Below are 15,400 nucleotides of genomic sequence, written 5' to 3'. Positions count from 1 at the left end.
ATGACGAGCACGCACTCGCAACTTGCGACCGAAGACGCTGAAACGGACATCGACCACGAGAAGGCCCAGCGAGGTGTTCGACTCCTGCTGGAGGCTGTCGGTGAAGATCCGGACAGCGATGCGCTCGCTGAAACTTGGCAGCGACGCGTTCCGGACGCATTCGCAACACTCACCGAAGGTCAACGGGAGACCGCGAAGCCGACGATGCGCACCTTCGATGCCGAGACAACTGACCTAGTGGTGAAAACTGGGATTCCCGTATACTCCCTGTGTGAGCACCACCTGCTCCCGTTCTTCGGTACGGCACACATCGCGTACAGGCCGACCGACGAAGTGGTAGGACTTTCCAAGCTAACGCGGTACGTCCGCTGGCAGTCACGGCAACTCACTATGCAGGAACGGCTGACAAACGACATTGCGTCGGGTCTTCAAGAAGAACTCGACGCAGGCACGGTCCTTGTAGAAATGAACGCAACGCACCTTTGCGAAGCGATGCGTGGCATCGAAACCGAGAGTACGACCACCACCAGAGCGACCATCGGCGAACCAAGTGAGGCCGAACGTGAGCGGTTCCAAGCAGCGGTCAACCGTACGGAGGATCAACAATGAGTGAGAAGAGGGCCGTCATTCTGGCATCCGGAGGGATGGATAGTGCAACGGCAGCGGCTGTCGCTCAGGACGCTGGTTACGAGCTGTACATGCTACACACGTCCTACGGACAGCAAACAGAGACGAAGGAGTACGAGTGTGCAAAGGCTCAGGCCAAGGCCTTCGGCGCTGCCGACTTCCTCCACTTGACGACGGACCACCTCTCAAAAATCGGCGCGTCGAGTCTTACTGACGACGAGATGGACGTCGAGGATGCGGACATGGAGAGTGACGAGATCCCATCAAGCTACGTGCCGTTCCGGAACGCGAACCTCTTGTCAATGGCGACGTCGTATGCGGAAGCCAACGACTGTGAGGCCGTGTTCATCGGTGCGCACAGCGAGGACTTCTCTGGGTATCCTGACTGCCGGCCAGAGTTCTTCGAGGTATTCCAGCAGGTCGTCGACGTCGGTACGAAACCAGAGACCAAGATCAGCATCGAAGCGCCGTTCGTCGAGGCTTCGAAGACGGACATCGCTGAAAGCGGCCTCGAACTCGATGTCCCCTACGAACACACCTGGAGCTGCTATCGCGACGAAGCACCGGCCTGCGGTACGTGCGACGCGTGTGCGTTCCGCCTCCAGGCATTCCAGAACCTGGGCGAGCGAGACCCGATTGAATACGCCGAGCGTCCAGACTATACTGAGTCATAGACGCCGCTGAGCCGATTTACCTACGGTTAAGTCGTTTCCGCCGCTAATCTTCCTTGACGCGGGCGGTCCACGAAGAGTGGGCCCGGTGGTGAAGACACCGACCCCGCGCTGCCTGAATAGACAGCATGTGTACTAACGACGACGATTCGCAAAAGTTCGACGGTCGTGTTGCATCGTTGCCTCCGAAAGCTTCGAGGAAGAGGTGGTCCATTTGAGCGCAGTTGATAGTAACTCTCCAGGGGTCGCTGACGTGCTCAGCTTCCTCGGCAACCGACGACGTTTGCTCACACTACAGTACCTCGCTCTGTTCGAGCCGGGGACCACTATTGAGGTGCGCCACTTAGCACGTGTCATCCGAGGCGTCGAGACAGGGAGTCCACCTAGGAACGTCGGGACTGCTGATTACGAATCCGCGTACAACGGGTTGATACAGACGCATCTCCCGAAAATAGACCAGCGGGGCCTCGTTCAGTACGACGAACGGCGAAAGACAGTGACGGTAGAAGAGTCGATTGAACAGTATATTGTCCTCACGACACTCGTGCAGTTCGTCCTCTCGACTGGGAGGGTTGTCTAAGCGCAGAACCTGATGCTAAACCAAGGTATCTAGTCTGCGAATATCTATGATTGTCTCTCCCGTTAGTCCAGTCGGACGACGAAGCGCCGCGTAGTGGGATGCGCGGTGGTGGCAGTGCCCGTCGTCCTCCACCTGGGATGCTTGGGAGTTGCCAGCTCCATCGGTGGCACTACTCCCTTCTCTGAAGTGGCGGACATTGATTATCATCGCTGAATGAGAGTTATTCATGGCCAGGATCACGCAGTCGACCCGATTAGATCGGGTCCAGCATATCGTCGGTAGTGGGTCTGGGATGCTGGACTTCGCAGTAGAGGGGGAGGACGACTACTACACGTGGGACGGTAATGAGGACGCTGATTGGCAGATTGAGGATGTGGCCACCGTCGAGAACATCGACGAAGATCGGTTCATATTGTATCCCGAAGGCGAGTTCTTTACCTGTGAAATCGAATCTAAGGGGGAAGAGGGAAACACTGGACCTGTTCATTGTTCGTGTGAGTAGGCGAGAGTTCGATCACACGAACGAGTAGCGTACTGAATAACTTGGAGTATACTGATCAACTGTAGTAGGTTGGAATCAGCGGGTGATCCGGAATCTCCTGCAATCGATCGACTGACAGTTCATCCGCCGAAGAGATGTCCCATACTATGTCGAAGAACTCGATTGCGGCGTCGACGAACTGCGCTCGCTCGGTATAGACCCCACATTCCGGGTTCCAGTCGTAGCTGTTCTCCATAAAATTCGCTGATCCAAGGAGCGCAGCACCTTCCTCGGGTGCACCGACGGTCTGGAGTTTCCCGTGAATCCCGAACTCACCGAGGTCTTGGAAGTCCATATCAGGGGTCACACGCTGGTGTTCCTTGAACCGGGAGTACGTGCGGACGGTGACTCGGTCTCGATGTTCTTTGATTTCGCTCAGTAAGTTCCGCTGAAGTCGACGCCACTCCCATGGTTCCTTCGTGTGCCGTGTAAGCAGTCGCAGTCTGAATCCGTGGTCGAGAAGACGCCGAATCTGGGCGACGTACTCGTTGAACGTATCGTCGTCGAATGGTGTCATAATCCGAAGAACCTTGTCCTCGATGTCGTGTTCCAGTCCATGGCTGAACAGGCGGTCCGTCATCGCTGTATACGACCGCAAACCTGACGGCCGCTCGTCGTGCCAGCGACGAAGGCGTGCTCGTTCTCGACCGAGTCCCCGTGAATCTCCGACATAGTCATCCATCTTCTTCTCACCGAGAGCGTCCGGGTCAGGTAGCGTATGTGTGAAGTAGACCGGCGTGACGTCGCCACTACTGAGTGACTCATACTCTTCAGCTACCACCATCTCGGCTGCGACCGGTGTCGGGGTACTCGCAACTGAGGCGTCCGATAGGGTGTCTATTCTGTGTTTGACTGCCGAACACTCCTCGACGAGATAGGTCGTGTATTCCGCTCGCAAGTCGTCACCGGACACTTCCCGGGGAACTGATTCGAAATCGACAATGCCATCGGAGACTTCGCACTTAACTCCCGGAACCGATGAAAGTGCCTGGTAAAGCGTGTATGGCGTTATACTCGCGCCTTGGCTGGTAAGAAACCCAACGGCGAATTCTGTGAGGTCGGGATGGGTGGAAACAGTAGCGACGATGTCGAGTACCAGTGAGCGGGTCTCATCGTCCAGTTGGGCTATATCGGGCACATCGTCGATTTCGATTGGATGATCCGTTTCGACGTGCGACACGTCTGATTCAGCTGCTGGTGTGAGGAGCGACCGAAGGGTGTCGAACTCTGTTTGGTGCTCCTGGCGCTGTTCGAGAATCGCGTCGCTAATCTCATCTTCGACGACGAAAGTCGTCGTCGAATTAGCGAGTACCGCCGCGACTACTGTTCCAGATAGTTCGCCGCTCGGACTCTCACCAGTTATCTGCTTGACTAGATCCTCGATACACGATTCATCCGTGAGACTTGTGAGGTTGGGGAGAATACGGGAGTAGGCTTCTGAGATCGCTACCTCTCGAGACGTTCTCTGCTGTGCATGTAGTGCGGTCTCGATGCGTTCGAGGGAGAATTCGACGCTGTCCGGATGGATCCTAGCGAACCCGAGTGAACCGAGGAGGGGACCGAGAACCACCTCGTCCCACTCGTCAGCAAGCAGACTGTTGAATTCACGCCGAGGGACGTTTTCCTCGATCTCGCTGCACGAACGTAACACCGTTTCGGCAGACTGAATCCTCGCCACTACCGTCGCTCGAATGAGCGGTCTGGGATTGTCCGATGCAGCGACTACGGAGCCGAGCAGTGTGAGCCTCTCGCCGTCAGTGAGACCGAACTCTTCGAGACTCCACTCGTGTATATCAACGACATCACTCATGTCTCGTTCGTCGTTTGTTCGGAGTGTTTCTGCGCGGACGTGAGGGGATAGTCGCTCTTCCAGTGGCTCACTAACTGCTTTTGCAGAGAGGGCAGAGTAGACACTCCCAGCTGATACCCCCCAGACACGTTCTGGTGACCGTGTCCGAAGGTCGGTTGCGATGTCGATTATGTCACTCATTGTTTCGTGGCTCGAGGTGTAGGTCGTGCGACAGCAGTTCGAGGAGTTCCTCCTTGTCGAACGAGTCAGGATCGTTCTGCTCCACACACCCGTATTGGAAGATGCAGAACGGGCAGCCGTTCTCACAGTTGCACTTCGACTCGGCCGGTGAGAATGCCTCGCGCATGAGTCGGACGGCTCTCTCGAACTTCTCGCCATCGTCCTGGGTCAACAAGACGGTGATTCCGGCCCCACCTTCGTCAGAGTCGTACACGAGTGTCCCTTCATCCTCGATAGATTCCGGGACCTGTCTCACACTGACACCGCCGATGTACTGGAGCGCGACTCGGAGTCCGTGAGCGAAGCCATGTTCCAGTTCTTCACTGTCGAACCGGACACGAGCCGCCTTGGTTGCGAACTTCGTTGCGGGCCGTACAGCGACGCTCTCCTCAGCGGGGTGCTCAACATTTTTCGTGCAGTACGCCGAGTCCCCTGCCCTCGCAACCACGCCGTTACACCCATCGACACCACACATCTCGAACACGTTGGGAAGCGGGTCTGAACCGCCGTCTTTGTAGGTCGCCCAGTATTTGTTCGTCGATGCGAGGAGGGTGACGTCACCGTATTCGAACTGACCGTGAACGGTCCCGTTCTCGTCTACGATATTTCGTGCGAACGTCGGTTCAAACGAATCACCGGCATCAGTTTCAACGGGAGCGTAGGTGTTCTGTGGTTCGCTATCGTTCTGATAGACCGTCGACGGGCGAAGTTGCTTTGTGCTTGGTGTTGAGCTGAGGGGGAGGTCGTGCTGATACGCAGTCACTCGCTCGGGGACTTGCGTAATCAGCGGCTTCAGTCGCGTGCCACATGACTCACAGTTAGCTGTGTCGCTGTCGTACTCGGCGGCGCACGTCGGGCAGATTGCCGCGTCCTCAAGATCATCACTAATCTGTGCTGACTCCAGTGGCTCCCAGGACAACTGAGTCACTACATACGTCTCGCTGTCATGGAGATATGCAGCGCAGGGGTGGAGTTCAGAGAGCGCGATGCGCCGGTCGCGCGACCCATCGCTAACACGCTCGAAGTCTTCACCGAACAGTTGGTAATCGACGGAGTCCCCGACTGATCGAAGGCCGAAAGCGGCGGGACTTTCCTGACTCAGGTAACTACCGTAGTCCATGTCTTCGAGCCGGTCGAGGTAGTCATACAATTGGTCGAGCTGACGGTCGACCTGATCTCGCTGTTCCCGGAGTCGTCGTTTCTCGTCGCGGTCTCGGGTTTTACGCTCTTTCCGTCTCAGGTCGTCCAGTTCGTCTTCGAGGTCGTCGATGTCATCGTAGATAGCGTCCTGCTGGTCGTGATAGATGTCGATGATGGTCTCCTCGAAACTCGGCTCTTCACCGTTCCCCGAGAGGATCGATTCGATAAGGTCGCCGTGTTCATCCAGAACTGATTCGACCACACCCTCGCACCCCTCCCGTTGACATACTCCGCCGTAGCCTGCCGCATGTTTCCGGCCACACGAGGAACAGACTCCGAACGAGAGGACGTCTCGTAGCCACTGTTCGATTTCACTTCGGTTCTCGTTGAGCAGTGACCGAAGGGCCTCGAGTGGCGCGTCGTCGTCGAAGCTCTGGACCTCAAAGTTCGTCGACGACAGGAGTCCCGTGAACCGAATCACGTCATTTGGCCGAGAGTCTGTCCGCGGAGTCGGGTCATTTTGGCAGACAACGAGGTCTTCGAGCCCACTCTGTTCGCGACGCCACGGCACCCAGCGGGTCGTCGCGGCCCAGTCAAGAACGGCCCAGGTGAGCGACTGGTGGAGGACCTCTCGGTTCACTTCATTAAGCGGAACCTGTTGTGGATCCGCAGCGATGAGTTCCTCGGGGTGCTCGTGGTAGTAGTAATCGATGGGGTTGCGCTGACTAACCGAGTGAATCAGCGAATTACCTGAAGATCGTCCCGCACGGCCGATTCGCTGGAGGTACGAGTTGGCGTTCGGTGGCGTCCCGTAGAGGAGAAGCGTGTTGAGGTCGCCGATGTCGACGCCGAGTTCCATCGCTGGGCCCGACGAGAGGAAATGCGGATACCGTCCCTGACGGAACTGATACTCGAGTTTTCGCCGTTCATCACGGTCGGTCTCGCCGTAGTACGCCCGCGCGAGGAGCATCATCGGATCGGATGTCGAGACCTGCTGTGCCGTCAGAGAGTAGTGTGGATGCGAGAATTCGGCACGCTCCTCGATGGTCGCTGAGAATTCGACGACATCATCGGGAGCCTCCCCGAGAGAGACATCGAGAGTCGTCGCGTACTCTTCCTCATCAGGGCTAAAGTTCGTAGGCGTCGCGTCGTCGACGACCGCACACTCAACCACCTCCTCGGCGACCATCACGTACCGACTCCCATCGTCCTCGACGCGGCGTAGAACCCCTTGGTCGACGAGTGAAGCAAGAGTATCATGTCCATCTTCAACTTCGTCGAGGAGGCTGGGTTCGTAGCGATGGTTCTGGTTGACCGCTTCGGCAAGTAGTTCGCGCTCGCCTTCGTCAAGGTCCTCTATGTCGACAGTCAGCCGAAGGTCGACGAGGCCTTCTTCACTCAGCCGGTTACTGCGGTAACGGTTGCTGTACTTGCCGTTGAACGCACGAGAGATCATCTCCTCTTTCAGGTACTCGCTGACGGACTGGTCGTACCCAGTCAGAGATTCGTACATCCTCGGTGTGTTCCCATTTTCTCCCGTCAACTCCTCTTCGTACTGCTGTGCGTCACTCACTCCGCGCTCAACGATGTCGGAGAGTGGTGCCCAGCCCGATTCGTCGGCCTCAGACCTGATGCTATCGACGAACAACTGGTCGAAGAAGAACGATTCTTCGGGCTCGCGGAAGTTCCGCTCCAGTTCCTTCATGTCGGACTGACTGTCCGCGAACGAGAGCACCTTCGACTCTGAGAAGGTATCGGGCTCGTCGCGGTCAGCCAGGGATCGAAGCAGATAGCGACTGGAGGTTACCGCAGCGTTGGCCGGACCGCGGAGCATCGGCTCGTACCGACGGTTCTTCGAGTACGTCTCTCTCGTGTCTTCGTGATAGCACGGGAGTCCGCCCAGGAACTGGCTCGCTTCTCGTAACCGACCGTTGTCGTCGACTATGCGGAAGTTCCCATACCCCCTCGCTCGCCGGCTGATTTCAGGAGTATCGCAGTTACAGTTGTGAGGGCCATCAGGCAGGAACTCGTGTCCACACGACTGGCACTCATCGACCATACTGACATCGAACAACGCCGACCGGACGAACTTCCGCTTGCCACAACTGCACGACGCCGGAGTGCGGCCGAAGTACACTTCGTCACACCCGGGATCGCCACACGTCCATCCGAGGAACCGTTTCGGTGTAAGGTCGCCGTCGCAGTCTTCGGCGGTACACTCCTGGCCCTCCGGATCTTCATACACTTCGCCGCATTCGGTGCAATACTTAACATCCTCGTCTGCGAGCGGTTCCAGAGCGGCGGAGTGACAGGAGTGGCATTCGGGCTCCTGAGCCTCTTCGACAGTTAGTTCCCCATCACAGTCAGGGTTGGTACAGACGTGGTTCTCCATCGAATCGTCGAGGACCAGTGCGGCGTCACAGACTGGGCAGTCGTGCTGATGATCGATCTTCTGGCGTTCACCACAGTCAGTGCATTCGTAGTACGGCCGCCAGTAGACACGCACCATCTCTGGCGTCTCACCATCGACGGTTTCACACTGACACTCTTCCCGCTGGAAATACTCGAAACGGCCTTCCTCTGACGTGACAGTGTGTGGTGCGAGTCGCTCACAGTTCGGGCAGAACCAGGACTCAAGTGACTCCTCGCCACACTCGTTGCACAGGGAGAGTTTCGTCACGAAGTGGTGATCACACTCGGTACAGGACGACTGGGGTGTATCGTACACCGTTCCGCAATTGATACACGTGTAGTAACCGTCGAGCGGCCAGCTAAACAGGTGTGCCCGTCGCTCTAGAATCCCCGCCACCTCTCCGATCGTCATGAAGTTCGCCACCACTGTCTCTGCCTGGTTCTCTGTGAGACCAGTCTCGTCGACGAGACGGTCACGGAGACCGACGGGCCGAAGCGGTTTCTCACGGAGCGCCGCGTAGATACCGCGGACGAACTCCAGGGGACCGCCGTCCTCCTCTACGAGGAGCTCGTAGAGTGCATCGTCGACATCCTCTTGGTCCCCTGAAACTCCCGCAGCATCGAGGGCTTGGGCAGCAGCCGTCGTCTCTCCACTTCGAAGTTCGTCTTCCGATACTTCTGATGAGAGGTAGTCGTCAGGGATGTCGGTCGGGAACGGGGCGTCAATTGTCCGTTCCTCTTCCTCGATTACCTCGACATCGGGATCGACGAAGGGGTTGATGCGCTGGAAAACCGTCCGTTTGTTCTCGACGGTTGCGGACGCACCGACGATGGTGAGGTCGTCCTCGTCCTCGGTATCGTACCCGTTGAGCTCCTGGCGTTCTCGAATGTACCGCCGCATAAGTGTCGAAGTGAAGGAACCGAAGAGCTCGGAATACTCGTGAATCTCGTCGAAAACGAAGTATTTCGGTTCGGCGACGAAACGGCACTGCTCGTCGCCCTCGTTGACGTTGAACAACCGGTAGTTGATCGTGTCAGGATTGGTTAGTAGGATGTCGGATGGAGACTCGACGATCGCGTCCCGGGTCACCTGGATGAAGTCGAACGTGATGTCGTCCTCATGATCTACCATCGGCTCGACCACGAACGAGTCGTCGTCACGCTGACGAACTGTCAGGGACGAGTCGCATTCCCCGCACGGGCAGTCGAAATACTGGAACGTCGTCTGGAGGTACGACAGTTCGTCTGGATCCCGTCGCTTGGTGTCGCCGTCGTAGATACCAACCGTTACCTGGTCACCGGGGGCGCGACCCCGGTTAAGCGTGAAGAGGTAGTCGATCAACCGCTTCAGTTGATCTTGTGCCAGCGCCTTCGTAGGGTACGTGAGGACGCACTTGACACTATCTGGCGGGTGATTTTCGTGTTCCCCAGCCTTCGCCTCTGTGATGAACTGGAGGATGGGGATGAGCCACCCTTCGGTCTTCCCACGGCCGGTACTCGCGGTCAGTAGCGTGTGATGGTCTTCGAGAACTGACTCGACCGCATCTTCCTGAAACTCGTACAGTGACCGGAAGCCGGCCGCCGTGAACGTCTCGGCGATGTCGTCGTGGAGTCCGTGGTCGTCGGCAAACGTTTCCCACGGAGTGTCACTCATCCGGGGTAGGTCCAATACCTGGAGATAGGGCCCCTTCGTCCGGATGAACTCCGGGAGGTCACTCTCCAGCGACTCTCCCGATCCCTCGTGGTACCGGGAGACGAGATTCTTCACGGCCCGTTGTGGCTGAGAGCCGGCGTAGTGTTCAGCGTACGATTCTCGCATCGAATTGGCAAGAGCGATTGGGTCGAAGTTCATCGGTGGCAGTTTATGTGGGATGTTGGTCAGTCGGTGAGCGGTTCGTTCGTTTCGAGGGTCTCGATGGATCGAATGGACACGTCACCACGAGCGAGCTCGTTCTGGAGTCGGTCACGGTCGAAGGAACGCGGGTCGTTCCTGACGTCACAGCCATACTGATACAGGCAGGACGGACACCCATTCTCACAATCGCAGTCGAATTGGTCTCTCATGAGGCCAACCGCACGACCGAATGCGCGGAATTCGCCGTCGATCTGTTCAAAGAGGAGTCGAGCGATGTCGGAACCCCCCTCTTGTGATTCGAAGACGTCGACGTGATCTTCCCCGACGTATTCGGTGAGATCACGGATATTGACACCACCGAGGTACTGTAATGCGACTCGAAGCCCGTGAGCGAGCGTATGTGACAGGTCCCGCTCTTCAAGTTCGACCCGAATTCCCTGGGTGTCGTACTGATACCCAAGTCGGATGAACTCGGAATCAACGCCGCGGCCCTCAGGGAAGTGATTGGGATCTGCGCTGCACCGGTGACGGTCGACATCGTCCTGGTAGATAACGCCAGAGCAGTTCTCCTCACCACAGACTTCGAAAAGCGTTTCCTGTGGGTCTACCTCGCCGGATTTGTACTTCGTCTTGTAGCTCTCCGTGTGCAGTAGGACCGAATAGTCACCGTACGCGAGCGTCCCGAGCCGCTCCCCGTCGGCAGTCTGGAGTTCGAACGTTCGGTCGGGGGTAAACTCGAGTATTGACGTTTCGCGTTCGGCGTAGGTGTTCTGCACCGGGTTGTTCGGTTCGTCGTGAAGGTACCGTGCTTCGTCGCCGTCCTCGGTCAGCTGGAGGTTATCGTGGTAGGCGTCGACCGAGTCAAGCATCACGAGTCGACGCCGCTTGAGCGGTGCATCGGTCTCACAGTCGCATCCATCGGCGTCGAGATCGTAGGTGGCGTGACACGCCGGGCAAACGAGTTCTTCGGCTAAGTGTTCACCATCGGTTGCTCCACTCACGACGTCACGAAGGTCCGACCCTGCTTTGTCGTCGAGTCGAACTCGGGACACCGTGTACGTATTGCCACCGTCAAGATAGGCCGCGCCGGGGTGGAGCTCGGACAACGCCATCTGCATCGCGCGGCCGCTCTCTTGATCCCCGACGTTCCGTCGGTTGTATCCCTCGTCAACCAGGGTCAGACCCGCCGTCGTTGCGACGCTCCTCATAGAGAAGTCGTACTTGCTCTCGCGAGACTCTCTGAGAAAGTCGAAGTAACTCGACCCACCTAAGTCCGACAGGTAGTCCTCGAGCACTTCGATACGGTTCTTCAGCCCACGGCGCTCCCGCTTGATACGTCGGCGCTCGTCCGTCCCGGCGCGCCGCATCTCACGCTGTAGTTTGTTGTTCCGTCGCTTCAGGTTAGACCGCTCGTCTTCGAGTGCCCGCTTGTAGTCACGGTATCCCGTGATGTATCGATCGTCGAAGTTCGTAAGCACTTCGTTGACGAGATGGCCGAACTCGTCCCGAGCGTAACGGATTACGCCATTACAGTCGCTTCCTCCGCACGTTTCGCGCTCGTCATCGGCGGCATACCGTCGCTCACACTCTTCGCAGTAGCGGTAATCGAGGAGCGACTCGAGGTAGTCGGCGATGTCGCGTTCGTGGTCGTCCACGACCTCACTGAGAATCTCGAGCTTCGAGTCGTCACGCCCGAGCGACAGCGTATCTGCGTCGAGCGACATTACGTGGGTCAACTTGCTGGCGTCTTCGCGTTCAGTCGCATCGAGCATGCTGTGGCGGTGGTAGGTATCACCACCATCGATCGAGCGTGCTCGGCCGTGGCGGCTGACGTCCCACGGGATAGTGAAGTTGGCCGCAACGTAGTCGAAGATGCCCCACGAGAGCGAGACACGAAGGACTTCCTCGTTGTGTTCGTTGAGCGGCACGGGCGTCGGTTCCGTATCGATGAGCTCGCTCGGGTGGTCGTAGTAGTAGTAGTCGATGGGGTTGCGCTGGCTGACCGAGTGAACCATCGAGGAGTGCGAACTCCGGCCTGCACGCCCGACTCGCTGGAGGTACGCGTTCATGTTCGGGGGTGTCCCGTACAGCAGGAGCGCGTCGAGGTCACCGATGTCGACGCCGAGTTCCATCGTCGGGCCCGAGGAGAGGTGGTGCGGGTAGTTCTCCTCGCGGAAGAGGTACTCCAACTCCCGTCGCTTCCGCTTGTCCGTCGCTCCGAGGTACTCTTCGGAGATGAGGACTCGCGTCTGCGAGTATTCGGCGCGGTGGGCTCGCTGCGTGAACCGTGGGTGCGAGACCGACGCTCGTTCCGAGAGCGACGTCCCCGACCGGACAGCCGACTGGGTATCTAAGCCGAACTGGTGCTGGAGCGTCGTGTAGTACCGCTCTGTGGACGGGTCGAACCGGATACCGTCCCCATCGCCGGCGACGGTGACGACGAGCGCAGAGGGGTCGAACGAGACGTACTCCTCTGAGTGCCCGTAGGCGAGAATGCCCCTCTCGGCCAGTTCATCGACGACATCCTCGGCGGGTCGGTTGGGGTTCGGGTCGTCGAGGCTCTCGACTCGGTAGCCGTTGCCGTTCTCGACGAGTTCGCGGACGATTGCCCGCTCGTCGCTGTCGAGTTCGTCGAGTCCGGGCGCGAATCGGACGTCGAGCAGTCCTTCTTCGGCGAGGGACCCGTCTCGTTCGCCGAAACGCTGGCTATAGGTGTGCCTGAGTGCACGCCGAGTCAGTCGGTCCCGAAGCGCGTCGTCGTCGTCCCACCGCTGCCGAGGCTGGTCCTTCAGCCGCGACTTCAGGTCGAACTCGACGCTCCTCGCGACCCGCGGGGGTTCGAGTGCGTCGTTGACCTCGTCGACGATGCCGTCTGCGTTTTCAAGAACTCGGTCGAACGGCACCCACGGGTTCTCGTCGTCGGACGAGGCGCTCTCGATCAGTAGTTGGTCGAGGAGCGTCTCGACCTCGGGTTCCGAGAAGTCTCGGCTGAGCTCCTTCATGTCGCGGTGAGAATCGGCGAACGACAGGAGCTTCGCGGCCTGCTGGCCTTCCTCGTCGGCGACGGCGCGCAGCATGTACTGCGAGGTCGTCACAGCGAGGTTGCTCGGGCCCCGCATCAGCTCGTCGAACCGACGACCGATTTCGTACCGTGCGTAGGAGTGCGGACACGGGACGGCCGACCGCTGCGAACTCATCGTGTGAATCCAGCCGCGGGTGTCGATCGTCTTGTAGGCCTGGTGGTGGCCGGTCCGCGGGTGAACATCTGGGTCGTCGCAGTCACAGCCCTTGTCGCCGAGGAAGGCCGTCTCACACGACTGGCAGTGCTGGTCGTGGCGAATCTCGAAGAGTCCGCGCTTCACGAGCGTGATCTCTCCGCAGTCGCACTGGCCGGGGTCGTCCTCGAAGTGAAGCCGGTCGCAACTGTCGCAGACCCACGGGAGGTACCGCGTCGACGTGAGCGACGCACCGCAGTCGACACACTCGGTCGGAGCCCATTCGGCGCTTTCGTAAGACGCCCCACAGTCCGGGCAGTCGAACCGTCCCTCCGTAGTGACGAGGTCGAAGTCGGTCCCGTCGCAGTGGTCGCAGGTACGCTTGACTTCGTGAGTCGACTCACACTGTGGGTTGACGCAGGTGAACGTCTCGTCGTCGGTCCTGATCGTCTTGGAACCGCACTCCGGACACTCGCGCGTCGTCGTTCGCTCGGTATGGTGCCCGCAATCGAGGCACTCGAGGAGCGGCTGGAACGTCGTGCGGACCATCTGGACGACGTCGTCGCGCGCTTCCTCGCACCGTCGGCAGACGTGCGTCTCGTCCTGGTCGACCGACCCGTGCTCTGTCGGGGTGTACGGTTCCAGCTGGTCACAGCTCGGGCAGTACCAGCCGACGAGATGCTCGTCACTACAGTGGCGGCAGTACGTCGACCGGGTGACGAAGTCGAACCCACACTCGCGACAGTCGTCCTGCGGTGACCGATACATCGCGTCACACGACGGGCACGCGTAGAAGCCGTCGATCGGCCAGGAGAACACGTGGCTCCGGTTCTCCAGCATCCCGGAGAACTCACCGAGCGTGCGGACGTTCGACACCAGCGTCGACGCTTCCTCGCCACTGAGGTTCAGCGTCGCCGCTAACTCGTCGTGTAACTGCGAGCGCGTAAGCGGCTCGTCGTACAGCAGCTGGTGGACGTAGCGCACGACCTGTGCGCCCGCGTCGTCCTCGACCTCGGTGAGATGGTCGAAGAGCGCGTCGCTCACCAGCGTCTCCCGCCTATCGCGGTCGTAGCTCGACGCATCGTTCAGGGTGTAGTCGAACGCGTCGAGCCCCGGAACCGCGTCGTCGGGGCCGGCCGTCGCACGCAGAATGCGGTCGACGGACAGACTGTGCGACGTCAGCTCTTCGGGTACCTCCGTCGGGACGGTACCGTCGAGGTCTCGCGGTGACTCACTCACCTGATTGACATCGACGGCACCACTGACCTTTTGGAACAACTCGACATCGTTCTCGACGGTCGCGCTGCTCGCGATGAGTTGGAGGTCGTCGACGCCCCGATCCTCGCGGAGCGACTGAATCCGTTTCATCAGCGTCGACGTGTAACTCCCGAAGATCCCGTCGTAAGTGTGCACCTCGTCGAAGACGAGGAACTCTGGCTCATAGACGAAGCGTTCGTGCTCGTCTTCCGCGTTGGTGTTGATGAGCCGGTAGTTAATCGTGTCCGGGTTGGTCAGTAGGATGTCGACGCCATTCTCGAGGATGTCGTTCTTCGTCAGTCGCAGGAAATCGAGGGGAACGTCGTTCGGGTCGTCGTCCTCGCAGTGGGCCTTCTCCGGAATAAGCTTAAACCGGGAACCGGTGTTCCGGATTCGGACACCACCACCGCAGTCCTGGCATTTGTCGAGTTCGTCGTTATACCCTGGACACTCGAAGTGTCGGAACGTCGCGTTGAGGTATCCCTCGGACCCTGATTCACCGACGTTCCGGGGTGTGTCTCCGTCGTAGATACCGACCGTTATCTGCTGCTCTGATGTCAGTTGCTTGTTGATCAGGTAGAGGTACTGGAGGAGGCGCTTCAGCTGGTCCTGTGCGAGCGCCTTCGTCGGGTAGATGAGCGTGGCCTTGACGCTTGTGTCGTTGCCATCCTCGCCGTACCGCTTGTCTTCGAGGATACGGTTGAGGATCGGGATGAGCCACGCTTCGGTCTTTCCCCGTCCCGTTGCGGCGGTGATGACGGTGTCGTCGCCGTCGAGGATGGCCTCGATGCTGCGCTCCTGGAAGTCATAGAGCCGCTCGAAGCCGATCTTCGTGAAAGCACGACGGATGTGCGGCTCGAGGCGTGCCGACCGGGCGAAGGCCTCCCATGAACGGCCGCTCCAGTTCGGGATGTCGAGCGCCTGGAGGTACGGCCCCCGCATCCCCGTGAGGTCGTCCTCGCCGTCGACGAGTCGATTGGCGACGCTGCGCGCTGCTCGCCCACCACGACCGATGAAGTAGTCGTGGTAGGCCTCTTGCATCTGTTCCGCGCGGGTGACGGGGTCTTTCATGG

The 15,400-nt window shown here is 59.0% G+C and carries 7 protein-coding genes; 4 read left to right on the top strand and 3 right to left on the bottom strand.

Annotation, left to right across the window (positions count from 1 at the left end; all coding sequences use genetic code 11):
* From folE to ACOZ4I_RS14355, 4 genes are all read left to right on the top strand, one after another.
* Positions 1-609 (top strand): GTP cyclohydrolase I, encoded by a 609-nt coding sequence (folE, locus tag ACOZ4I_RS14370; protein ID WP_424000702.1) that lies wholly within the window; start codon positions 1-3, stop codon positions 607-609.
* Positions 606-1,301, top strand: coding sequence for a 7-cyano-7-deazaguanine synthase QueC (gene queC / locus ACOZ4I_RS14365; RefSeq protein ID WP_424000700.1), 696 nt, complete (start codon positions 606-608; stop codon positions 1,299-1,301). The genes folE and queC overlap by 4 nt, the downstream gene beginning before the upstream one ends.
* Positions 1,302-1,551: 250 nt before the next feature.
* The gene (locus ACOZ4I_RS14360; protein WP_424000698.1) at positions 1,552-1,878 is read left to right on the top strand and encodes a DUF7344 domain-containing protein; all 327 of its coding nucleotides are present in this window, start codon (positions 1,552-1,554) and stop codon (positions 1,876-1,878) included.
* Between the two features lie 226 nt (positions 1,879-2,104).
* On the top strand, positions 2,105-2,380 hold the full coding sequence (locus ACOZ4I_RS14355) for a hypothetical protein (RefSeq protein WP_424000696.1): 276 nt from the start codon (positions 2,105-2,107) through the stop codon (positions 2,378-2,380).
* Between the two features lie 55 nt (positions 2,381-2,435).
* Here the strand turns inward: ACOZ4I_RS14355 and ACOZ4I_RS14350 are convergent, their stop codons facing one another.
* From ACOZ4I_RS14350 to ACOZ4I_RS14340, 3 genes are read right to left on the bottom strand one after another with little or no spacing between them, the layout of a single operon-like run.
* Positions 2,436-4,409: a hypothetical protein gene (locus ACOZ4I_RS14350; RefSeq protein ID WP_424000694.1), complete on the bottom strand. Its 1,974-nt coding sequence runs from the start codon at positions 4,407-4,409 to the stop codon at positions 2,436-2,438.
* On the bottom strand, positions 4,402-9,852 hold the full coding sequence (locus ACOZ4I_RS14345; protein WP_424000692.1) for a DEAD/DEAH box helicase: 5,451 nt from the start codon (positions 9,850-9,852) through the stop codon (positions 4,402-4,404). Before ACOZ4I_RS14345 ends, ACOZ4I_RS14350 begins: the two co-directional genes overlap by 8 nt.
* 26 nt (positions 9,853-9,878) lie before the next feature.
* Entirely contained in the window at positions 9,879-15,398 is a 5,520-nt protein-coding gene (locus ACOZ4I_RS14340; protein WP_424000690.1) for a DEAD/DEAH box helicase, read from the bottom strand.
* Positions 15,399-15,400: the final 2 nt, after the last annotated feature.

The organism is Haloarcula salina (assembly GCF_049603855.1).
Classification (GTDB): domain Archaea; phylum Halobacteriota; class Halobacteria; order Halobacteriales; family Haloarculaceae; genus Haloarcula; species Haloarcula salina_A.
The sequence above is the reverse complement of the archived record's forward strand: the minus strand, read 5'-3'. Positions and strand labels throughout refer to the sequence as shown.